21 protein-coding genes are annotated in these 21816 nt (G+C 45.9%); 8 read left to right on the forward strand and 13 right to left on the reverse strand.

Annotated features, from left to right (window positions below):
• Positions 1-128: 128 nt before the first annotated feature.
• The gene (locus ACLGGO_RS22570; RefSeq protein WP_446420990.1) at positions 129-3218 is read right to left on the reverse strand and encodes a UPF0182 family protein; all 3090 of its coding nucleotides are present in this window, start codon (positions 3216-3218) and stop codon (positions 129-131) included.
• Positions 3219-3355: 137 nt separating this feature from the next.
• Between ACLGGO_RS22570 and ACLGGO_RS22575 the strand changes: the two genes are divergently transcribed.
• The 3 genes from ACLGGO_RS22575 to ACLGGO_RS22585 all read left to right on the forward strand — a co-directional run bounded on the left by ACLGGO_RS22575 (position 3356) and on the right by ACLGGO_RS22585 (position 6687).
• Positions 3356-3607, forward strand: a complete 252-nt coding sequence (locus tag ACLGGO_RS22575; RefSeq protein ID WP_446420991.1) for a hypothetical protein — start codon at positions 3356-3358, stop codon at positions 3605-3607.
• 405 nt (positions 3608-4012) lie between these two features.
• Positions 4013-5611: a vanadium-dependent haloperoxidase gene (locus ACLGGO_RS22580; RefSeq protein ID WP_446420992.1), complete on the forward strand. Its 1599-nt coding sequence runs from the start codon at positions 4013-4015 to the stop codon at positions 5609-5611.
• A gap of 488 nt (positions 5612-6099) precedes the next feature.
• On the forward strand, positions 6100-6687 hold the full coding sequence (locus tag ACLGGO_RS22585; protein ID WP_446338193.1) for a Uma2 family endonuclease: 588 nt from the start codon (positions 6100-6102) through the stop codon (positions 6685-6687).
• Between the two features lie 146 nt (positions 6688-6833).
• On the opposite strand, the gene ACLGGO_RS22590 is transcribed toward ACLGGO_RS22585, so the two are convergent.
• The 7 genes from ACLGGO_RS22590 to ACLGGO_RS22620 all read right to left on the reverse strand — a co-directional run bounded on the left by ACLGGO_RS22590 (position 6834) and on the right by ACLGGO_RS22620 (position 14735).
• Positions 6834-7127 carry a WD40 repeat domain-containing protein gene (locus tag ACLGGO_RS22590; protein ID WP_446420993.1) on the reverse strand — a complete coding sequence of 98 codons (294 nt, stop codon included), beginning with the start codon at positions 7125-7127 and terminating at the stop codon, positions 6834-6836.
• 78 nt (positions 7128-7205) lie between these two features.
• Complete coding sequence (locus ACLGGO_RS22595; protein ID WP_446420994.1) at positions 7206-7784, reverse strand: Uma2 family endonuclease; 579 nt, start codon at positions 7782-7784, stop codon at positions 7206-7208.
• Between the two features lie 201 nt (positions 7785-7985).
• The gene (locus ACLGGO_RS22600; RefSeq protein ID WP_446420995.1) at positions 7986-9821 is read right to left on the reverse strand and encodes a hypothetical protein; all 1836 of its coding nucleotides are present in this window, start codon (positions 9819-9821) and stop codon (positions 7986-7988) included.
• Between the two features lie 267 nt (positions 9822-10088).
• Complete coding sequence (locus ACLGGO_RS22605; RefSeq protein ID WP_446420996.1) at positions 10089-11813, reverse strand: diflavin flavoprotein; 1725 nt, start codon at positions 11811-11813, stop codon at positions 10089-10091.
• A gap of 74 nt (positions 11814-11887) precedes the next feature.
• Entirely contained in the window at positions 11888-12265 is a 378-nt protein-coding gene (locus ACLGGO_RS22610; RefSeq protein WP_446338188.1) for a GxxExxY protein, read from the reverse strand.
• A 42-nt stretch (positions 12266-12307) separates the two neighbouring features.
• Positions 12308-14026, reverse strand: coding sequence for a diflavin flavoprotein (locus ACLGGO_RS22615; protein WP_446420997.1), 1719 nt, complete (start codon positions 14024-14026; stop codon positions 12308-12310).
• Between the two features lie 538 nt (positions 14027-14564).
• Positions 14565-14735, reverse strand: a complete 171-nt coding sequence (locus ACLGGO_RS22620) for a hypothetical protein (RefSeq protein ID WP_446420998.1) — start codon at positions 14733-14735, stop codon at positions 14565-14567.
• 80 nt (positions 14736-14815) lie between these two features.
• Between ACLGGO_RS22620 and ACLGGO_RS22625 the strand changes: the two genes are divergently transcribed.
• Complete coding sequence (locus tag ACLGGO_RS22625; protein ID WP_446420999.1) at positions 14816-15076, forward strand: UPF0175 family protein; 261 nt, start codon at positions 14816-14818, stop codon at positions 15074-15076.
• Positions 15073-15561, forward strand: a complete 489-nt coding sequence (locus tag ACLGGO_RS22630; RefSeq protein ID WP_446421000.1) for a DUF3368 domain-containing protein — start codon at positions 15073-15075, stop codon at positions 15559-15561. Before ACLGGO_RS22625 ends, ACLGGO_RS22630 begins: the two co-directional genes overlap by 4 nt.
• Positions 15562-15691: 130 nt before the next feature.
• On the opposite strand, the gene ACLGGO_RS22635 is transcribed toward ACLGGO_RS22630, so the two are convergent.
• A complete protein-coding gene (locus ACLGGO_RS22635; RefSeq protein ID WP_446421001.1) occupies positions 15692-15973 on the reverse strand; it encodes a hypothetical protein in 282 nt (93 codons plus the stop codon).
• A gap of 252 nt (positions 15974-16225) precedes the next feature.
• Here ACLGGO_RS22635 and ACLGGO_RS22640 point away from each other — a divergent pair, with 252 nt between their 5' ends.
• On the forward strand, positions 16226-17260 hold the full coding sequence (locus tag ACLGGO_RS22640; RefSeq protein ID WP_446421002.1) for a glutathione S-transferase family protein: 1035 nt from the start codon (positions 16226-16228) through the stop codon (positions 17258-17260).
• Here ACLGGO_RS22640 and ACLGGO_RS22645 read toward each other — a convergent pair.
• Positions 17246-17644 (reverse strand): DUF1622 domain-containing protein, encoded by a 399-nt coding sequence (locus ACLGGO_RS22645; RefSeq protein WP_446338181.1) that lies wholly within the window; start codon positions 17642-17644, stop codon positions 17246-17248. The genes ACLGGO_RS22640 and ACLGGO_RS22645 overlap by 15 nt on opposite strands.
• Positions 17645-17813: 169 nt before the next feature.
• Here ACLGGO_RS22645 and ACLGGO_RS22650 point away from each other — a divergent pair, with 169 nt between their 5' ends.
• A complete protein-coding gene (locus tag ACLGGO_RS22650; RefSeq protein WP_446421003.1) occupies positions 17814-18122 on the forward strand; it encodes a leucine-rich repeat domain-containing protein in 309 nt (102 codons plus the stop codon).
• Positions 18106-18399 (forward strand): leucine-rich repeat domain-containing protein, encoded by a 294-nt coding sequence (locus ACLGGO_RS22655; protein ID WP_446421009.1) that lies wholly within the window; start codon positions 18106-18108, stop codon positions 18397-18399. The genes ACLGGO_RS22650 and ACLGGO_RS22655 overlap by 17 nt, the downstream gene beginning before the upstream one ends.
• 298 nt (positions 18400-18697) lie before the next feature.
• On the opposite strand, the gene ACLGGO_RS22660 is transcribed toward ACLGGO_RS22655, so the two are convergent.
• The 3 genes from ACLGGO_RS22660 to clpP are packed head-to-tail and all read right to left on the reverse strand — an operon-like array spanning position 18698 to position 21656.
• Positions 18698-19552 (reverse strand): alpha/beta fold hydrolase, encoded by an 855-nt coding sequence (locus tag ACLGGO_RS22660; protein WP_446421004.1) that lies wholly within the window; start codon positions 19550-19552, stop codon positions 18698-18700.
• A gap of 33 nt (positions 19553-19585) precedes the next feature.
• Positions 19586-20926, reverse strand: a complete 1341-nt coding sequence (gene clpX, locus ACLGGO_RS22665) for an ATP-dependent protease ATP-binding subunit ClpX (protein WP_446338177.1) — start codon at positions 20924-20926, stop codon at positions 19586-19588.
• A 10-nt stretch (positions 20927-20936) separates the two neighbouring features.
• Positions 20937-21656 carry an ATP-dependent Clp endopeptidase proteolytic subunit ClpP gene (clpP, locus tag ACLGGO_RS22670; RefSeq protein ID WP_446338176.1) on the reverse strand — a complete coding sequence of 240 codons (720 nt, stop codon included), beginning with the start codon at positions 21654-21656 and terminating at the stop codon, positions 20937-20939.
• Between the last annotated feature and the right edge of the window lie 160 nt (positions 21657-21816).

Here is a 21816-nt window from a genome sequence, read left to right on the forward strand (position 1 = left end):
TTCCTGGAACTAATTAATCTTTTCCCCTTTCACGATACTGGGGCGAGTCGAGTAAATTAATGGATTTCCCCGTAACGATAGTTCAGCGACTCGCCCCTACAGGAGACATAGACATAATAGAAAAAATATTACCCCCCCTCTAACGGCAAAAGCGGTTCCTCTAGGGGACGGATAATCGTAGGGGCGGGTTCTTGTTCCGGTTGCTGAAAGATTCCCTGCAGCGCCTTTTCTAACGTTTCCGCCATGACAATGCGATTTTCATAGACAACAATTACCCGCGCTAAGATAGGTAGGCTATTGCGTTCGGCTTCTAGGTAAAGCGGTTCGACATAAAGCAACGATTGCTCAATCGGAATCACTAACAAATTCCCCTGAATTGCTCGTGAACCCTGACGATTCCACAGTGAGATTTGCTGAGAAATTACCGGATCTTGATTAATTAAGGCTTCAATTTGTTCAGGTCCGTAAATCAGTTCTTGTTTGGGAAACTGATATAAAAATAACTTGCCATAATTCTCACCATCCGAACGCCCTGCTAACCAAGCAATTAAATTATTACGTGCCTGAGGTGTAAAAGGATGTAGGAGAATAAACTCCTCATCGATGGCGGTGGGTAGTTTCATAATCAGGTAGTACGGGTCCAGGGGTTGCAACTCCCTGCCGTAAATCTCCTGGGGAATCCGCCATTGGTCTTCCCGGTTGTAAAATACTTGGGGGTCAGTCATGTGATAAGTGAGTAACCGTTCAGACTGAACAGTAAAGATGTCTACCGGATAGCGAATATGACGCCGCAGCGCCGGAGGCATGGCATCTAGAGGTTGAAATAAAGTGGGAAAAATCTTTGTCCAGGTTTGAATAATTGGGTCGTCGGGGTCGGCAACATAGAATGTAACATTGCCGTCATAGGCATCAATGACGACTTTCACGGAGTTGCGGATATAGTTAAACTCATTATCACCAGGATCGGAATAGGGATAATGATCGCTGGTGGTGTAGGCGTCAACAATCCAGTAAAGATAGGTTTGTTCGGCTTCGGTTTCCCCACCCTGAGGATTAACGGTGACGATATACGGATCACGATCATAGTGCAAGAACGGTGCGATCGCGCGAATTCGTTGGTTGATGTTGCGACGGAATAATACCTTAGTTTCTGGCGTAAAGTTGTCCGTAAACAGCATTTTCCAGTCTTTGAGATACTCAGCAAATAATAGCCGACGCCAGAGTGAACCAATGCTGACCCCACCATCGCCATCGTAGGTATTGTAAACATTATCCTCACCACTGGGATAATCAAATTCCTGAACATTGGTGGGAGTCATCACATAATTTTCAGTGAGTTGTCCGTAGTAAATTCGGGGTGCCCCAATGGGAATACTTTCGCGAATCAGTTCACTAGAGGTGGATAAATCTCCACCAACACCAGGATCAGCACCAGTGCCAATATCTTTAACGAAATAGTTAGGTAATCCCCCATCACCCACCCGATTCACGGGACTCATGGTAAAGCCATAGCCGTGGGTATAAACTAAGTGTTGGTTGACCCAGGTTTGGGCTTGTTCGGGAACGGATTCGTAGGATAATTCCCTGGGTGCAATAATCACCTGTTGCTTTTCAAGGGTGAAACTGGGTGCGGGTACGGTTAGAGAAGTATCTGTGTCTTCTGCTTCTAATTCATCGCCTTCTTCTCCATCAAAAGAAGGGGGAACACCACTGACTTCTAAGGGTAGCCTGTAGCGGTCAATATCAGCGTCGGGAAATTCGTAGTAGAGGCGGATACGTTGTAGCTGACGATTAGTTTGCAGGATGGGACGAGCATCCCAGAGGCGGATATTGCGAATCGTTAAAATGTTTTCATCTAAATCAGCACTGGTGAGTTCGCCTTCAGGGTCAAAGATTTCCACATTAATACTATCAAGGTCAAAGGCGGCTCGACTCAGGGCGATACTCCGTTCAATATAGGGACGTTCCCGTTCCAGTTCATTCGGCTGCACGCCAAACCGTTGCACCGTTGCCGGAATTAGCCAGCCTGCGATCGCGACCATCATCACATACAATCCCAATAGGGAAAGTGTGCCCAAGCCACTCTTGTGCAACAACTTAAAACCGATTATCGGTCTAAGGAGTAAAAATAGAGCAATCCCCAGGGCGAAAATACTCAATCCTGTATTAATAGGTAACTGCGCGTTAACATCTGTATAGCTGGCACCATAGGTAACGCCACGAGTGGAATACAACAGTTCATAGCGCGATAGCCAATAATGAAACGCCACCGTCGCCATCGCCAAGGAACCCAATCCGTGTAAATGATAAAGTTGATGACCAGAAAATCCGGGAAAACGCCCCTGAGACAAGCTATCTCCAGATACCAAATAGGTTAAGGTTGCGGCAACTAAACCGAACAGAAATAATCCCCCCAACCAAAAGTCCAACAGTTGCCACACCGGAAGTTTAAATACATAGAAACTAATATCCGTGCCAAAGAGGGGTTCATTAGCATTAAAGGCTGTTGGCTGAAAATACTGCAAAATCCTGCCCCATTGTCCCGATACCACTAAGGCAAAAACCACTGAAAAAGCAACAGCTATCGCCGTTAACCAGAACTGAGAATTAATCACCAATGCGATGACAATGATTACTAGGACAATAAGTTGTATAATTTGTGCCAGCAACTGTAGCACTATATTTCCTATGGAACTCCAATCAAAAGGGGGCGGTAGTGATGGCGTTACACTGGGCAAATTAAAATCAGCTTGCCAAAGGGAGATAGCCACTTCGCCGTAATGTAGTAGCATTACCCCCACGATTACGTCGAGGCATAGCACGAGTGGTAAAAGTAATCCTAACCTCAGCGCTAAGGCTCCCTTTTGAATGTTGAAGGGTGTGGAGTCTTGTGTAGGAGTCATTGGTATCGTCGGCTTGAGTTGAGTATTCCCCGGAGGTATCCTCGTGGGGTTACCCATCTCCTTGGCGATAGCGGCGGGATACTTTAGCCGATTGGCGAGAAACAAGTTACTGAGTAAAAATCCGGCGGATAAGCAACCCACAAACGCCCACAACCCTAGCTGAGTCAGTAAGCGTAACCAGAACGCCGATAAATAGTCAAGCTCAATGAACCATAAAATTTCCGCAACTAGGTGAGCCAGCAAATCCCAGGCTAGCCACAACCCCAGAAGCAGGATGATGACTCGAAAAAGAAGGTTCCAGAAGCGTTTAAACATGTTGCGGAGCGAGCAGCGATAGTATCCTCTATCCAAACTTTATCGTTATCGCTTCACTAACGCACAAAAAAATAATCACCTGTAGACCTGTAGTGGCGTGGCACACCTTAATTGGTGGATTAGCATTGTAGGGGCGCATGGCGTGCGCCCAATTTCACCGTCAAATCTATTCGATTACTAAGGGTGTAAAGGTGACGCCAATTTTACACCATGCGGATGTTCCATCGGGTTTTGTCCCTGAAGTAGACGAAACAACTTTTATTTCCTCGTTTTATTTCTTTGATCCTGATGGCATTTTGCTCGAATTTGCCGCTTATGTACGCGAGTTAGGTGATTCGGTACGCGATATTCAACACCAACCCGCTACCGCCGCCTCGGTTTCAGGATGATACCATCCCCTGATAACCGTCTTCCTCGACAATTGTAGAGACGTTGCATGCAACGTCTCTACATCGTTATACACATTTTTGTGAGCGATCGCATCAGGTAGCCTCCCATTTTCGTAACCTGTAATCCTGGCATTTTACCCATTTCCCTCTTATCACTGGTAAAATTCCAGGGAGCAAGTGCAATGAGAATTGTAAAGAAAGATGTGGGTAATGGACAGCTCGTTATTTAAGCATCTACTATTAGTCTAATCTTCTTACTTGAGCAACCGCGTACTTGTCGTCCGTGTGTCGAAGGTCGATCAAGGTTAGCTGGAAAATTTTAGGTTGAATCAGACCTGGAAATCGTCCGGATAGGTTGCCGTTGTTATTGAAGGATAAAGCTTATTGTCCCAAGAATAGATTAATATGAAGAAAATCTTTTCCCGTCGCAGCGTAGCTCGCCAGGTTCGTGAAGAAGCGGCTGAAATTGCATTTTTGCGCCCCCATCCTGACCATTTAAATAATGCTGAGGAGTCGGCTTACCGGAATGCTAATAACGAACTCAGTTATATTGCTAATTATTCAAAAGGTTTACCCCATAATGATTTTGGAGAAGTAGACCCCAAAGCTTACCGAATTTTACTCAAAGCTTTGTGTAGTGGAAATCCTGACGATTTTGAGGCAATACCACGGGGCTGTACTCGCGGCAAATTAGAGTTATCTGAATCGAGTTCTGAGAAAGATAAAAAGAAACCCCGTGGTTGTCGTCGGTTTATCAATCCGCAAGCCGGGTTAGCCTTTGATTTAGAAGGACCCGACGCTCAGTCATTGGCGATTCGCCCAGCTCCCCGTATTGATGGTGCAGAAAATGCTTGTGAAGCCATAGAACTTTACTGGATGGCGCTGTTACGAGATGTAAATTTTACCGACTTTAACGATAACGGTGACATTGAAAAAGCTGCCGCAGAACTATCAAACTGCTCAGATTTCCGGGGACCGAAAGAAGATGGGAAGGTGACACCGGATGTGATTTTCCGAGGGTCTACGCCAGGAGATGTGGTGGGTCCTTTTATCTCGCAATTTTTGCTCAAAGATATCCAATATGGCACCCAGACAATTAGCCAACGCCAACGGACGGTTGTTCCCAATAAAGACTTTATGACCGATTCCAAAACGTGGTTGGCGGTGCAAAATGGCTTTGATTTCAGTGGTCAGGATAAATTTGACAAAGTGCCACGCTATATCCGGAATATGCGGGATTTAGGCAATTATGTGCATTTTGATGCGCTCTATCAAGCCTATTTGAATGCTTGTTTGATTTTGTTGGATATGAAGGCACCGTTTGATCGGGGGAATCCATATCTTTCGTCAGAGAATCAGGATGGATTTGGGACTTATGGGGGACCGCATATCCTCAGTTTAGTCACAGAAGTGGCGACGCGAGCCTTAAAAGCAGTTTGGTATCAAAAATGGTTTGTACATCGGCGGCTGCGCCCTGAAGCCTTTGGTGGACTGATTCACAATCTTATGACGGGACAGGCGGAGTATCCGATTCATCCAGAGATTCTCAATTCTCAGGCACTTAAAGCGATGTTTGATAAGAATGGTACTTATCTGCTACCGCAAGTGTTTCCGGAAGGATCACCGACTCATCCTGCTTATGGTGCAGGACATGCGACAGTAGCGGGGGCTTGTGTAACGATATTGAAGGCGTGGTTTGATGAGTCCTATCAGATTCCCAACCCAGTGGTGCCGAATGAGGATGGGACTGAATTGGTTTGTTACATGCCTTATAGTGGACCTGGTACAGAGGTTCTCACTGTAGGCGGGGAATTGAATAAGGTAGCGGCAAATATTTCCATTGGTCGCAATATGGCAGGTGTACACTGGCGTACAGACTACACAGAATCGATAAAATTGGGAGAAGCGATCGCGATCGGGATTTTGCAGGAGCAAAAGCTGACCTATAACGAGGATGGCTGTTTCTCACTGACCAAGTTTGATGGTACAGCGATTACCATCTAAATTTGAACAAAAGTTGAGCGCAGTCCCCATCTAAAATCGCAAGATTTAGGTGGGGGAAAGCGAAACACTAACAATTTTGGTATAATTCCGACAGGTACGGCGGCATTTATTTGTTCGGCACGACCTACAGAACCTAGAAAACTTAAGATTAGGGGGTTCCAGTAGAGATTATTTGTTACAATAACGCATCTACTGGGTAAAAATAAGAGTGCGTTTTTATGGCTTTTCAGTCTTAACTCCGATTCAGAAATGGCGAGGAGGGGCATAAAGGCAAAAGTTCCTGATGTCCACCGAGAACAGCGGCTCTTCGTGGTAACAGCAGGGGAGAATCCCCAACTAATTGCAAGCAATCTAGTTGGGGTCTGTTCAATAGCAGCATCAGAATTTAGTAGAGACGTTGCATGCAACGTCTCTTGTCCCCAGTTATTTGCCCACTGCTCTAGTTGTTATAGTTGACCGCCACTTGATATACTCTTCCCCAACCTGCCATGCTGACAACCACCAACCGCCTGACTCTTGAAGAATACTTGAAGTATGACGACGGGACAGACACTTGCTATGAACTGGTTAATGGAGAGCTAGTCCCGATGAGCTTGGGTACTGGAAAACATGGAGCCATTTTAAAATTCTTGGAACGCACCTTTGATAACCAATGCGCTCAAGTAGGACAAGAATGGACAGCCTTGGCTGGAGTCGTCGGTGTGCGTTCTCCCCGCGCTGGTAGATGGGATACCGTTCGTATTCCCGATGTCGTTGTGATTCCTCTAGAACAGTGGCGTAACCTGCAAAATCGCGAAGCCGTTATTGAATTAAATGAACCCCCACCTCTACTCGTTGTTGAAGTCGTCAGCGAATCAACGAAAAGCACCGACTATCGTGCAAAACGAGCCGAATATAGCGTTTTAGATATTCCTGAATATTGGATTGTTGATCCTCTAAATGCTAAAGTCACGGTTCTCACGTTAGTCGAAGGTTGGTATGACGCGGTGGAGTTTGTTTGCAGCGATTTGATTCAATCGGGGATATTTCCTCGCCTCGAACTTACGGCTGAACAACTATTAGGTGGTAATGTTTAATTCAGCCTGATCATTTCTTTGTAACATTACTGCCACGACTGTTTAGTTTGAATATATTATACCGCGATCGGCAGGTAAAGAGACGGTGTTTGATAATCTTTGTTTGGCTGATCTAATCTGCAATCAGGCGATCGCTCAAATTTGACTTATCCGTTACATTCGCTACCAAATGCGTTGCTATTTTCTAACCGCAGAAAATGTAGCCGCCCTGATGCCTCACCTGCAACAATTGTGATCCCATCAGGTGCAACAGCACAAGCAAGTAACTCACCATCTCCCTTAAAACTGGCAACAATCTTCCTAGTCTCCAAATCCCAGACTTTGAGAGTGTAATCCTCAGCACCGGAAACCACTCGTTTGCCATCTGGTGTCACGGCTACAGAATTTACCACTGCGCTATGACCAGTTAGAGTACGCCGTAATGGTGTACCTGGCGGCATCAAGCTAGAGGTTAAAGGACGTAACCAGTAACAACAGTTGATGGATCAATAATAACAAACTGAACAGGTGAGTTAATATCAACCTCCAGCATTAATCACTCTCTCACTCGTTAAATCAAAATCCGGTAGCATCGGTGAGATAATCTGCTGATTACCCTGAAAAACCCTCTCCTCATAAAGCCCTTCTACCCACTCCAATACTGTAACCCGTTGTTGTAGTGGGTCAACAATCCAATATTCAGCAATCCCCCGCGCTGCATATTCAGAACGTTTGTACCGATAATCTCGGTCTGAATTTTCTCGTCCCGGTGACACCACCTCAACCACTAACTGAGGCGGGGGCATATCAATAATTATTGTAGACCGACTTGCCCCCTCTAACGCCGTTGCCAGTTCCTCAGAAAGTACCATTAAATCGGGTAAGCGCGTTGTTGCTCGTGAACCACTCACCACAATTTCCGCCCCAATTCGCAAGCGATAGGAGGGAATTCCTTGTTGGAGAAAATGGCTCAGTAAAAACATGACAATGCGCTGATTTAAATCGCTCTCTGGTGGCATAACGATTAATTCCCCATTAACCAGTTCATACTGAGTATCTGTCCTGTCGTTATAGTTAAGATACTCCTCAAGCGTCATTTTTTGGGATGTGATGGTCATGATTGCTGTGTCTCCTAAAAAATTCAATTGTATAATCTGTAATTTGGTTGTACTGGTAATAACTCAGATAGGGGTGAGGTGGGAATTATTACTCAAAATATAATTTATGCAATTTGAGGATTCAAATCCTATTGATAGGGGTAAGGTGGGCAATGCCCACCCTACTGGCTTTAGCGCACATCAGTGCGCCCCTACGTTCAATTACAATCCCAATTCCTCGGCTAAATTATCGGCAATTAAGGTATTAATATCTCGAATCGTTATCCCCGCCTTTTTAACTATCTCCTTACGATGGAGAAAATCCTGAAAACTGGCATGATAAATACTGTAGCGGGTTTGTCCTTCAATCTGTTCCTCCCGTAAAAATTGATCCCAATCATCCAAAACTTCCTGCACGGTTAATTCATCTTCCTTCGCAAATTGGGAAATCAGTGAGGATGATACGGGTTTCCGGGCTTCCGCTAAAACATAGACGATTTTAATCTTAGTTCGCGGTAACGGTTTATCCTTCATCCCCATGCGTTGCCAATGCTGGTAATAATATTGCTGTAAACCTTGGGGTAAGTTAGCAAGATTTAAATCCTGATACGCGCCAGACTCGATATCTTCTAAGACATAGCGCAAATACATGAAGTTGCGATCGCTCTTTTGTGCCAGAGTGGTGATAAAGGTGGCTGTGTCTTGTCCCTGATTCTCTACCCACTGGTGTAACGAGGGCTTTTTCTTTACCTGTTGCTCAATATAACGCTGTACGTCTTGTAAACTTTCTGCCCCATACTCCATTAACTTGAACAGGTAGGGCTTATTCACCGTTAAGGAAACATCAGTCTGGCGTTTTGTCAAGATAAAATAAACGCCATTGGGCAAAGACTGGGGAAGATAGAGAACATTCGCCCCATCCGTCTGACTCTTCATCTCCACCTCATCCAACGCATCCACCGCAATCACGACGGGGGAATGGTGAGGGGCAATTTCGGTTAACAGTCGTGCTAAAAAATTGCCATCGCGGGTATTTTCTGGATGCAAGGGCAAATCATAGCGTAACTGATAGCGTTCAATTAACTGACGGCAAACACTCTTGAGGAAATCATCAGCGCGATTGATGCCTTGCGATCGCACATTAAAGTATGCCACACATCCGGTCTGTCGCACATATTCGGCTAATATGGCACTTTTGCCCACACCGGGATCAGCTTCAATAATAAAATAACCATTGGGCTGCTGCTGTAAGAAGTCCTGAATCGCCCGAAATACAAACTCGCGCCCGATAAATCCTTCTGTCTTCTCCGCAATTAGGGATTGAAACTGAAGCGGAACCGCCGGATGTGTAGATAACTGGTTATGGATGCGTTCTAACCAACCTTTAATTTCGCCCATATCTCGTCCTAGATTTGTCAGAGACGTTTCGATATCCTCAACCGTCACCTGCTGGCGTTTCAAATTAGCATTAATCTGAGTTAGCAATTGTCCCTGAATCATCTCCCGCAGTACCGGATTCTGCTGCATCTCCACTGCAAAACAGGCACACATCCGTTCAAACAAGCCATCTTGGGGAGTTACAGCCTTGGTTTGGTAAAGTGCGATCGCATGCTCCTGCTGTAAAATTACCTTAAGTTGCTGACGTACCACCTGAACCGTATCCCCAACCAACGCCCCATCTGAGGTTAACAGGGAGTCAATATCCGCTACAGGTGTCGCCGCTAATTCGTTAAATTCCCCTTTTTCCAGCTTCTGCAAATCCGCCTTTAGCTGGTTTAACTTGTGGTCTAGCCAACTTACCTCATTTTTGTACTGAGGTGGACAATCCCAGATACTTTTATTCTCACCAATCAATTCACTCCGACAGTCTTCCACCAAACTTTGCTGCGCCAACAAAAACGCCCGCCCCACCGCCCTTTGTATCGTCGGCGTCTCTCCAGGTTTCAGGCGATTCATCATCCTGATTAAAGTATCTAACCCCAAATCCGCCTTATTCCCAATAATCCCCGATAGGGCGGCGACAAAAACAAACCCTCCTAACCCGCTAATCAATTCCATCCCATCAGTCTCCTATCCCATAGCCTTAACCTCTATCTTGACATTGACCCAACCGCCATCCTCTAGGATATGTCCAGTAATAGCCATTCGTGGCAAGTAAAACATAGAGGCATTCCTCCTGAACGCCTCTCAATTATCAACCCAACTTTATCTTCTCCATACCGATAAAACTTGCATCTCAACCGCTAACCCCCTCTGCGTTCCTCTGCGCTTTCCCTCTGCGTTCCTCTGCGTTAAAAAAATACCCCATCCCCCCATCACCTTGTACTAATAATGTGTCCCCGACTTCCGATGATGCACAGCCGTTACCCCATCCGATAACACCTTGCCATTCGTCACCACCCCATAAACCAACCAATGATCCCCACATTCCATCCGATTATCCACCGTACATTCCACATAAGCCAAAGCATCGCTAAGAATCGGACAACCATTTTCACCCGTCTCCGTCGCCACCCCCGCAAATCGGTCTTCCCCTGGGGCAAAGGGTTTGAGGAAATGCTTCATTAACCCCAAATGCTTCCCTTCCTCCAGAATATTCACCACAAATTGATCACCCTGATACATTAACGACTCAATCGCCCGGTCTTTCGCCACCGCTATCGTTAAACCCGGTGGAGTAAACGTGGCTTGGGAAATCCAATCTGCCAACATCGCCCCCGTCAGTTCTCCCTGCTTCGCCGTAATAATACAAAGTGACCCAATTAACCGCCCCACAGCCTGTTCTGTGCGGGCAACTTGGGCATCACTGACGGGTTGGCGAGAAGTACGGGATTTCTTTGCTTTCTTCAAGGCTTGGGCAAAATCTGTTCCCGCTTCTTCCGCGTATTTCAGTGTGGCTTCAGTGGGCTTAAATTTAACCCGAATCGTCTCAAAGCCAAACTGATACCCCGCATCCTTAAACTTATTTTCAATTAAGTCAATCGCTTCACCACTCCAGCCAAAAGACCCAAAAACACCCGCCAGTTTAGTTTTCGTCGCCGTGGATAAGACAATCCCCAAAGCCGTTTGAATCTGGGTGGGTGCATGACCCCCTAAAGTAGGAGAACCCATAACAAACCCCTCCGCCTTTTCCACGGCGGTGCGAATTTCTTCCGGGTCAGCGATTTCGCAGTTAATCGATTCTACACCAACCCCAGCTTTAGTCATCCCCCGTGCGATCGCCTGGGCAACGGTACCGGTATTCCCATAAGCTGAAGCATACAACAGAGCGACGGTGATGTCTTGGGTTTTTTGCCTCTCACACCACTGGCGATAGGATTGGGTCAGGGGAATTAAGCTATAGCGTACCAATTGCCCATGACCTGTAGCATACAGCCTTGCTTGCACCTCCTCGACCTTATCCAGCGCCTTTTCCACCTGTCGCGCATGGGGTGCCATGACGCAATCGAAATAATAGCGGCGGTGTTCGCTAATCGTTGTCCAACCTTCATCTAATACTTGATCACCACATAGATGAGCACCAAATAACTTATCGGTAAAGAGAACTTCTGTATGGGGGTCGTAGGTACAAAGGGCATCGGGCCAACGAGAGTTGGGAGTGGGGATAAATTGCAGATGATGACCCTTGCCTAAATCCAGGGTTTCATCCCCCCGTACCACAGTTATTTTTAAATCCGGTGCATCTAAGATACCACGCAGCGCGATCGCACCAGGATTGGAACAGACAAATTGAATCTGGGGGGCGAGTTTGAGTAAGGCTTTTAGGGTAACGCCTCGGTTAGGATTAACGTGACCAAGAATCACATAATCGATTTGTTTGGGGTCAATCCGGCGTTGCAGTTCCGTTAAAAAGATTTCGGTGAACGATTCGCCCGGAGGGTCAATCAGGGCGATTCTATCCGCTTGAATCAGATAGGAATTGGCGGTGGTGCCGCGTTGCAGGGCATATTCGATTTCAAATTTGAGTCTATCCCACGTCCGGGAACGGAGAACAGTGGTGTCGGAGGCGATGGGGAGGACTTGAACGTCGCGAGGGGTAGGAGAGTTCATGGTTTAGTTTGGGGTGAATGGTTTTTTTTAACGCAGAGGGGCGCAGAGGGAAGCGCAGAGGTTCGCAGAGGGGGTTAGAGGTGATTGACGACTCGTTTGATGCCGTCTTTGAGATGGATGACGTTGAAGTTGATTAGGAGTCCGAGTTTATGGTGGGAGAGTTTGAGGTAGGTTAGGAGTTGGGCGGTGTGGATGGGATGCAGGGCGTCAACGGCTTTGAGTTCAACCATGACTTTGTTTTCGACGAGGAGATCAACTCGATATCCACATTCAAGACGAATCTCTTCATAGACTAACGGTAATGGTTTCTGAGGTTCAAAGTTTAAGCCAGCCTTGTTCAGTTCATACCTCAAACAGGCTTCATAAGCTGACTCCAATAAACCCGGTCCCAACGCCGTGTGTACCTTCATCGCCAACCCAATGATCTTCCCCGACACCTCATTCTCAGTCATCCTCTGCGCCCCTCTGCGTTGACCTCTGCGAACCTCTGCGTTTTAATAGTAATTCCCCACTTTGCGATGATGAACCGCCGTCAACGCATCCGCCTTAGACACTCGTCCAGCGTCAACGGAGGCATATACAATCCAATGGTCACTCAACTCCATCCGACTTTCGACCTTACATTCCACATAAGCCAACGCATCAGTGAGAATTGGCGATCCATTCGTCGCTGTTTGCGTCTTCACCCCTTCAAACCGATCGGCACCAGGGGGAAACCGCTTGAGGAAGTGCTTCATTAATGCCTGATAATTGCCCTCTTCTAGAATATTCAGCACAAAGCGATCGCTAACTTGCATTAACGACTCAATCGCCCGATCTTTAGCGACGGCGATGGTTAAGCCGAGGGGTTTGAAGCTGGCTTGGGATACCCAGGAGGCTAACATGGCACTCTTAATGTCACCTTTTTGGGCGGTAATAATATAGAGTCCGCCGCTGATCCGTCCTAGGGCTTTGTCGAGATCACTATCCAGGGATTTACGTTGCTTAATTTCGCGATCGCGGGTGAGGAGTTGCCCCATATCGGTTCCGGCTTCTTCGCAGAGTTGATAGATGGCTTCGGTTGGGGTTTCTTTGACCCGAATCGCGGCAAATCCTTCTTTGAGTCCCAGGTTGCGGAATTGACTCAGCAGGGGGTCAATGGGTTCGTCATCCCCCCCATAAGATTCAAAGATACCCACGACTTGCTTTGATTTTACGGCAGCGAGGATGGTACTCACAGCGGCGGTGGCGGCTTTATTGGAGGCGGGAGGCATCGCGATCGCCATTCCCCCGGCGCGACTCACGGTTTCCTGGACTTCTTGCGGATCAGCCGATTTTAAGTCCATCATTTCCACACCCACCCCTGTTTTGGTGATGCCTCGGGCAATGGCTTGGGAGAGGCGATCGCTATATCCGTAATCGGATACGTAAAAGACTACCACAGAGGTTTCTGCTTTTGCCTGGGCTTGACTCCAGCGCCGATACCGATCCAACCATTCGGTGACATGATGAGATAACAAGGGACCATGACCCGTGGCGACGGTGGTTACTTCTGGGAGTTTATCCATCCGTTTCAGGGCGGAGAGAACGGAACGGGCATTGGGTGCCATTAAGCAGTCGTAGTAGAAGCGGAAGTCTGCTTCTATGGCACTCATGTCTTCGTCGTAGGTGCTATCAGAACAGTAATGCATCCCAAAAGCATCACAGGTAAACATGACTTGGGTTCCGGCATCGTAGCTAAAGATGGTGTCGGGCCAATGCAGGTTGGGGGCATTGACAAATTCCAACACATGCCCTTTCCCTAAGTCCAGTTGGTCGCCGTTTTTCACAATTTGCCGTTTGAAGGGTTGATGCACCAAGTCTTCCAAGAATTGAATGGCAACTTTTGACCCAACGACGGTAATCTCTGGCGCAAGTTGCACCATATCCTTGACTAAGCCACTATGATCGGGTTCGGTGTGGCTAATAATCAGATAATCAATCTGGCTGGGTTCAATGAGTCCCTTGAGGGTATCTAAGTAAAGTTCACGAAACTTTTCATGGGATGTATCCACCAGGGCAATTTTCTCACCCCGAATCAGGAACGAGTTATAGGTGGTGCCGTTTTGCAGTCCAAACTCAATATCGAAGCGATCGCGATCCCAGTCTAGGGAACGGATAGCCGTTGTATCTGGCGCGATTTCGCCCGTCTGCATGGTTAATCGCTTCTGGGTGCGATCGGTGAGTACTACCATTGATGTTGACTCCTGTATCAGCAAGATTTATTAAAAGATTTATTTTTTCTTCATTTTTACACGATTAACCCCAGAGGCTTTATCAGAAATCCTTATAGGTTCTGAGTAGAAATACTTATAAACCTTGTGAAAGATGATCGTTACCGCTTTGTCAACCTTCCTTGGTACTGATTCAGAGTCAGCAATGAGTATCACAATGCCTAGACTTGTATGAAGTGGCAATTGTTAAATGTAATTGTCTCAATTGTTTTCCTGAAAGTGTAATTATTTTTGGAAATTAATATTCATCTTCATATTTATTAACTTGTTGTTTTTGTGTTTCATCAGGAGCATTTAGATAGTGTATTAATTCTTCAAGAACTATGAGTTCCATCTCTAACTGTCCTGTACTTAAGCTAGTTATAGTGTGCGTAACACCATGATACTGCCGAAGATCTAAGTTATTTTTGTCTAAAAGAGAAGTTATCTTATAATGCTGTATGTTAATGATAATCCAGACCGAAGGCTGATAATTGTCTTCGCCGAGTTTACTGCGCTTTTAAACAGAATCTATAGCATTTTGAATTGCTTCACAAAAGGGGTCATACCAACCGACGTAAGATTTCAAAATATTTTCAATTTCTCTTCTTAGTGCATTGGCTTGAGCCTCTGTACCAGTAGTAAGTTTAACCTTGAGGGGATCAAAGGAATTAAAATTACTGAATTCCATGTTATAATTACGGGTATCTATGCAGTATTCCTTATAGTATAGGTAGAATTAATGCAAAATGTCAAAATTAGATAATTACCATGACCAAACTAACTCTAGAAATTCCCGATAACCTTGCCGAAGCGTTGCGAGTACCACCAACCGAACGCCTTCCCCGTCTGCGCCAGGAACTCGCTATCCGATTATACCAAAAGGGAATACTATCCTTCGGCAAAGCCCGGGAACTCGCACAAATGACTAAATGGCAATTTCACGAGTTGTTAGGTCAAGAAGGGATTGAACGGAGCTATGATCTAGAAGAATTGGAAGCAGACCTTGAAACACTGGAGTCTTTGGGTTGAGAGCCGTTACCAATTCTTCAATTTTAATTGCCCTAAGTACAATTGGGCAGCTTTCTCTGTTGCACCAGCGATTTCCTGATGGTGTGTTTCTCCCTCAAGCCGTTTGGAGAGAAGTTGTCGAAACTGGAAAAGGACAACCCGGCGCACAGGATTTGGCTTCAGCATCATGGCTGACTATTCGTCAAGTGACAAACACGTCTGTAATATCGCTGTTAAGGATAGAACTGGATGAAGGGGAAGCTGAAGCGATCGCTCTTTTTGCTGAAAACCCTGTAGACACTATTTTACTAGATGAGAAGAACGCACGGCGAGTAGCGCGGCAAATGGGTTTACCTGTATTAGGTACGGTGGGAATTCTAATTTGGGCGAAACAACAGGGTTTGATTATAACTCTAAAGGAACAACTAGACGCCTTACAAAATCAAGGTAAATTTCGCCTCAGCCAATCGCTCTATCAAGAAGCGCTGAAACGGGTTGGAGAGTAAATTAATGCTAGAATTAATTAAACAGAGATTATAGACATCTGATTGGGACGACTTATGATAGGCAAGGTCAACGCTATCAACGCAACAAAAAAGTGTTAGACCAGATGATGAATAGCCTGAGTTTTAACCGTTAAAGTTTCTTCGGTAACTCGCTATCCACTTCTGGAAAATAGCGGCGGATTACGGAACAATCAAATTTTGACATAATAGACGAGGCGGGTTCACGTTCCAGTAGGAATTCAAACGCCGCCTCGACTAATCGTTCAGGTGACACTTTACATTGAGACCATTGATTATAGTCTGACTGACTTAGAGTAACGTCGTAGTTATACTCGCGACTGTTTTCTAGTTTCACCTGATAAGACCAGCCGTTGTCAAGTTCAGTGGCGGATTGGATGGTGATGTTAGCCATATCTAACGTTTGTCTGGTGTGCTTTTGTGTTGGGTAATCATCCCAAGTTGCGTTCGTGTCATTCTCAGCGAAGGGAAGAATCTCCGAGATACTTCGCTACACTGGGTTTGGCGAACCATGACAGATTACCTCTTTGACTGCAAGTTGGTATCAGCAGGAAAACCCAACAGTAGCTAGACTATCATTCCTGGGTGCGATCGCTGTTAATCACCGCTATTCGATAAAGTAAGGATAAAGCTCAATCCTCTACTCATGGCAACGTCTTCTTGGAAACCTAAAGGAAAATCTCTCCCGTCAACCGTGATTATTCGGTTGGGCAAGTTTGTCTGGACGACAATGTGGCAGATTATGATGTCCAAACTGGCACCACCCAGCAAAAAGGGAGAATACATTCGCCCAGAGAGTCAGTTTAGACAGACGATTGGTACAGACGCCGGAAATCCCTATCCACCAGCCCCAAAACGTTATACTCTGTTTGTGGGACTTGGATGTCCTTGGGCGCATCGGACGCTTGTTGTTAGGGCGCTGAAGGGATTGGATGAGGTTATCGGAGTATCGATTGTCTCGCCCTCTTCAGATCAGGGAATCTGGGTGTTTGAGAAACCCGAAGCAGGCTGTCACACCTTGCCCGAATTATACCAGTTAGCCCAATCCGGTTACAGTGGGCGTTCGACGGTGCCAGTCTTGTGGGATAAACAGACAAAGACGATTGTTAATAATGAGAGTGCAGAGATTATTGTTATGCTCAACTCTCAGTTTAATCAGTTTCCCCAAAATTCCGTACTTGACTTGTATCCAGAGGATCTGAAGTCCGCGATCGCTGAGTGGAATGATAAGATTTACCACAGGGTCAATAATGGGGTTTATCGCTGCGGTTTTGCCCAATCTCAAGAAGCTTATGATCAAGCCTGTGATGAACTGTTTACCACACTCAATGAAATTGATGCGGTATTAGAAACGAATCGCTATTTGTGTGGGGATAGAGTGACGTTGGCAGATGTGCGTCTATTTACAACCCTATTCCGTTTTGATATTGTTTACTATGGACTTTTTAAGTGCAACCGTCGCCGGATTAAAGACTATCAAAACATAGGTCCTTACCTGCGCGATTTGTATCAGCTTCCGGGGGTTGCGGATACCTGTGATTTGGAGAGTGTTAAGCGAGATTATTATGGGAATTTGTTTCCGCTGAATCCCGGCGGAATTATCCCCAGTGGTCCCGATGTGTCCAATCTTCTGGAAGCCCATCATCGGGAGATGGTTGGTAAAGTATCAGCGATCAACTGAACTGACTAGCTTTGAGTTGTCTGCATCCTGGCTGTCTGGGGACTTTTCCATGGGTTCGGAACTGTTGGTTATCGCTTGTAGCAATAGATAGTTTAGTACAGTTCGGATCGCGATAATCGCCGCTAGCTGTCCAATATCATTCCATTTCGGCGCGATCGTTGTTTTCAGGATACTCGCACCGATGAGAAAGCCTAATCCCAAGGAGAATGAGTAACCCATTTGCAGGCGACTTTCTTGGAACGCTGTGGCGGATTGAAAATTGATCAGATTGTGCTTGAGAAAAATAAATAAGGCTTTGATAATACCAATGGAAATCACAAAAAGTGCCAGCAATTGGCAGATATTTACAACAATGCTATTTAAGCTTCTTACCAGTGTTTCCATATCAATGTGCCTAGGTCAATTCAGGTCAAAACGTGGCTCATGCCTGTGGGTAGTATACCAATATCTAGAAAAGGAGAGGCTCCAAGGGGTATTATCTAATTTGAGGCAGATGCCAGAAATAAACTAGATAGAACGAGGGTTTCACGGGTAATACTGATGTTATAACAGCATGACTAACCAAGAAGAATATGAACAGAATAATGTATTAATTGATACAGTGGGCGGACTAACTCGTGCAGAATTACTCAAAATTATTACTCAAGCTATCCACCAGGGAATAACGGAACTAAATTTGTCAAACAAACGTATTACCAAAATTCCTGATGAAATTGCTCACCTTACTAATCTGCGATCGCTGAATTTAGCCAATAGTCACCTAACAGAGATTCCCGCAGGAATTTCCCAACTCACGAATCTGCGATCGCTGAATTTAGCCAACAATAAGGGAAATACCGGAAACTATTGCCAAACTCGCTAACCTAGAATGGCTTATTTTATCGAACAATCAGATAAGAGAGATACCAGAATTTATTACCAAACTCACTAACCGGTGGTGGCTTATTTTATCAAACAATCAGATAAGAGAGATACCAGAATGTATTATTCAAAGTACTTCCCTGCTGAGCCTGAAAGAGCTATATTTATCGAACAATCAGATAAGAGAGATACCAGAAAGTATTGCCAAAAACACTTTTATATCGAGGCTGAGACAACTAAATTTATCGAAGAATCAAATAAGAGAGATGCCAGAATGAATTAGCCAATCAACCGACCGATACAAGCTGGATTTATAGCAATATTGATCACAGCAATTCCTCATCTCATCCTCCCGCATTCAGCACCATCTCAGTCATTAACTCCAAATCTGGCAGCATTGGCGAGATAATCCGCTCATTTCCCTGAAAAACCCGCTCTTCATAAAGCCCTATATTCTCATAACTCACTCTTATTGATGGCGTAAAGTAACGTTACGTTTATTGATATTTTGACCGCACCTAATAATAGAGACGTTCCGCCGGAACGTCTCTACAACAATTTTTACATCGCGTATTGTCAAATTTTTATCTCTTGATCACCCTTTAAAAATTGCCGCACCCCTTTGAGATAAACATCCGGGGCTTCCAACATCGGGAAATGAGCCGTATTTGGAATTTCCCAATACTCCACCTTGTCACTCAAAGCGGCTGCCCGTTGTCCTAAGGCAGAGGGAATAATTTGATCATATTCCCCCGCCACTAATAGCGTCGGTACTGTTAACTGGGCAAATTCCGATGGCATTACCTCCGCCGCATACTTACTCACCGACGTTAACATCGTCCCCAAGGCGGCATCATAATCCGCCATGATAAAATCTTCCAAAAATGCCCGACTCACCGTTCCCGGTAGAGGACGATGTAAAAATCGCGCCATAAATAACGCCCCAGCAAAGGGAATGCGTAAAAACCAGCGTGGGCGATACCTTACCACATAACCGCCAAATTTGTGAAAAGCGGCAAAGGATTTTTCCTCGTATTCAAAAATACCGCTACAAGTTAAAATTGCCCGTTCCACTTGCTCCGGATAGCGGTTGAGAAACATCGTCGCCACGGATGCGCCCATAGAATGAGCATTAATATAGACGCGCTTGAGAGCGAGCTTCTCTAACAACGCGGCCAAATCTTGGGCATAGTCCTCCATTTCATAGAGTAACCCGACTGGTTCTAGAGGAAGCCGCGATCGCCCGAATCCGCGCAAATCGTAAAGCAAACAATTAAACTGATCCGACAGCGCCTCAGCCGTACTTTGCCAATACCGAGCCGAACCGCCCCACCCATGAATGAAAACCATTACAGGCTTATCATCCAACGACTGAGACGCACCAATCCACTCATAGTAATGATCGACGCCGCGAACGTTAACTAGAGGCATTCTTAATTCGTTTTGATACCACCACTGATAAGTTTATGCCGATTCCGGCTTGGGTAGGGATGACGGATGCACCAGCAGTTCGGCTGTCGAACGTTTCTCCACCATTTCCCGGGTAATCGTACAGCGAGTCACATCTTTACGCGAGGGTAATTCGTACATTACCTCTAGCATCAACTCTTCCACAATACCCCGAAGCGCTCGCGCTCCCGTTTTTCGCCGATACGCTTCCTGAGCAATGGCTCGCAGCGAGTCTTCAGTAAACCCAAGCTGCACGTTATCCATCTTCAATAATTTCTGATATTGCTTCACCAGAGCATTGCGCGGCTGAGTCAAAATCGCGATCAGAGCTTCTTCATCCAAAGGATCAACCACAGCCGCGATCGGGATACGACCGATAAATTCCGGAATCATCCCGAACTTCACCAAGTCATCGGGTTCTAAATGTCGCAGTAAATCCGCCGCACGTTTTTCTTTCGAGTGACCTTCTCCCGGTTGAATAAAGCCGATTGAGCGCTTCCCTAAACGCTGTTCAATCACCTTCTCTAAGCCGACAAAGGCACCACCACAGATAAATAATATATTGCCTGTGTCAATCTGAATGCAGTCTTGATAGGGATGCTTACGTCCGCCCTGAGGTGGCACGTTGGCAACGGTTCCCTCTAGCATCTTCAGTAAAGCTTGCTGAACCCCTTCCCCAGAAACATCCCGCGTAATCGAAGGATTTTCGCTCTTGCGGGCAATTTTATCGATTTCATCGATATAAATAATTCCCCGTTGCGCTTCTTCAACATCCAAATCCGCCACCTGCAACAGCCGCAGTAAGATGTTCTCCACATCTTCACCCACATAACCGGCTTCCGTCAGCGTTGTTGCATCGGCGACAGCAAAGGGGACATCGAGTACAGACGCTAAGGTTTGAGCCAGTAATGTTTTACCACAACCAGTGGGTCCGAGGAGCAGAATATTAGACTTTTGCAGTTCCACCGCATCGTCTACCCCAGCTTTACCCTTTGCCTTGGCTTCGAGAAAACTTAGGCGCTTGTAGTGGTTATAAACAGCTACAGAGAGGACTTTTTTAGCATCATCCTGACCGATGACATGTTCATCAAGATACTTTTTCAGTTCCCGAGGTTTAGGAATCTGATTCAGTGACAAAGCTGATGTGCGAGTGCGACGTTTTTGTGGGGGTTCCGAGCGAGGAACTTGCTGGGGAGCCGGAGCGCTGGAATCGAGCAACTCCTCATCTAAAATTTCGTTACACAAATCTACACATTCGTCGCAAATGTAGACTCCCGGTCCAGCAATTAACTTGCGAACCTGCTCTTGAGACTTGCCACAAAATGAACATTTTAGATGGGAGTCGTATTTAGACATAAGGAGCCTCTTACTTAATAGAAGTGACGGTGGCGTCGCTCTTGAGATTCTCTCGCGAGATAACTTGGTCAACTAAACCATACTCTTTGGCTTCCGCTGCTGACAGAAAAAAGTCGCGCTCAGTGTCCGTGGCGATTCTTTCGTAAGGTTGACCTGTATGATACGCCATTAGCTCATTGAGCTGATTTTTATGATATAAAATTTCCTTGGCTTGGATTTCGATGTCAACGGCTTGTCCTTGGGCGCCGCCTAGGGGTTGGCTGATCATGATCCGTGCATTGGGCAGGGACATGCGTTTTCCGGGTGTTCCTCCCGTTAGCAGAATCACGCCCATATCTGTCGCCGCACCAAAACATATTGTGACAATATCGGGACGAATCTGTTGCATTGTGTCATAAATTGCCATCCCAGCAATCACTCCCCCTAATCCGAGAATAGGTCCGCCGGGGGAGTGAATGTAAATTTGGATATCCTTGGTTGGATCTTCGGCTTCTAAATACAGGAGCTGGGCAATGATCGAGTCAGCCACCACATCATTGATTCTTGTTCCCAGAAACACAATCCGCTCCCGCAGTAGCCGCGAGTAAATATCAAACGCCCGTTCCCCTACGCCAGACTGTTCAATCACCATCGGTACGACGTTGCTTGAATGACTGTTTGTACTAACCGAGTCAATTTCCGGGGAACTCCAGCTTGTAAATGAGTGGTCAGGGAACTGGGATTGCAGCATAGAACAAGGAGTAAAGTATTGGTGTCAACAAGTGAATGTTTTTCCCGGCGGGCAGGTTTGAACACATTGGGCGGGAGTTAACCCACGTTAACTTCTACTCACCATTATGCCTTAGCAACATCAATAAGTGCTGAGGTTGGCGATTAAATCTTTTTCCCAA

Origin of the sequence: Coleofasciculus sp. (assembly GCF_046565525.1) — a bacterium.
Classification (GTDB): Bacteria; Cyanobacteriota; Cyanobacteriia; order Cyanobacteriales; family Coleofasciculaceae; genus Coleofasciculus.

Coding starts and splice junctions, on each gene's coding strand:
- ACLGGO_RS22570 (WP_446420990.1), bottom strand. CDS start 3,218: ATGTTTAAACGCTTCTGGAACCTTCTTTTTCGAGTCATCATCCTGCTT.
- ACLGGO_RS22575 (WP_446420991.1), top strand. CDS start 3,356: ATGGCGTGCGCCCAATTTCACCGTCAAATCTATTCGATTACTAAGGGT.
- ACLGGO_RS22580 (WP_446420992.1), top strand. CDS start 4,013: ATGAAGAAAATCTTTTCCCGTCGCAGCGTAGCTCGCCAGGTTCGTGAA.
- ACLGGO_RS22585 (WP_446338193.1), top strand. CDS start 6,100: ATGCTGACAACCACCAACCGCCTGACTCTTGAAGAATACTTGAAGTAT.
- ACLGGO_RS22590 (WP_446420993.1), bottom strand. CDS start 7,127: ATGCCGCCAGGTACACCATTACGGCGTACTCTAACTGGTCATAGCGCA.
- ACLGGO_RS22595 (WP_446420994.1), bottom strand. CDS start 7,784: ATGACCATCACATCCCAAAAAATGACGCTTGAGGAGTATCTTAACTAT.
- ACLGGO_RS22600 (WP_446420995.1), bottom strand. CDS start 9,821: ATGGAATTGATTAGCGGGTTAGGAGGGTTTGTTTTTGTCGCCGCCCTA.
- ACLGGO_RS22605 (WP_446420996.1), bottom strand. CDS start 11,813: ATGAACTCTCCTACCCCTCGCGACGTTCAAGTCCTCCCCATCGCCTCC.
- ACLGGO_RS22610 (WP_446338188.1), bottom strand. CDS start 12,265: ATGACTGAGAATGAGGTGTCGGGGAAGATCATTGGGTTGGCGATGAAG.
- ACLGGO_RS22615 (WP_446420997.1), bottom strand. CDS start 14,026: ATGGTAGTACTCACCGATCGCACCCAGAAGCGATTAACCATGCAGACG.
- ACLGGO_RS22620 (WP_446420998.1), bottom strand. CDS start 14,735: ATGGAATTCAGTAATTTTAATTCCTTTGATCCCCTCAAGGTTAAACTT.
- ACLGGO_RS22625 (WP_446420999.1), top strand. CDS start 14,816: ATGACCAAACTAACTCTAGAAATTCCCGATAACCTTGCCGAAGCGTTG.
- ACLGGO_RS22635 (WP_446421001.1), bottom strand. CDS start 15,973: ATGGCTAACATCACCATCCAATCCGCCACTGAACTTGACAACGGCTGG.
- ACLGGO_RS22640 (WP_446421002.1), top strand. CDS start 16,226: ATGGCAACGTCTTCTTGGAAACCTAAAGGAAAATCTCTCCCGTCAACC.
- ACLGGO_RS22645 (WP_446338181.1), bottom strand. CDS start 17,644: ATGGAAACACTGGTAAGAAGCTTAAATAGCATTGTTGTAAATATCTGC.
- ACLGGO_RS22650 (WP_446421003.1), top strand. CDS start 17,814: ATGACTAACCAAGAAGAATATGAACAGAATAATGTATTAATTGATACA.
- ACLGGO_RS22660 (WP_446421004.1), bottom strand. CDS start 19,552: ATGCCTCTAGTTAACGTTCGCGGCGTCGATCATTACTATGAGTGGATT.
- clpX (WP_446338177.1), bottom strand. CDS start 20,926: ATGTCTAAATACGACTCCCATCTAAAATGTTCATTTTGTGGCAAGTCT.
- clpP (WP_446338176.1), bottom strand. CDS start 21,656: ATGCTGCAATCCCAGTTCCCTGACCACTCATTTACAAGCTGGAGTTCC.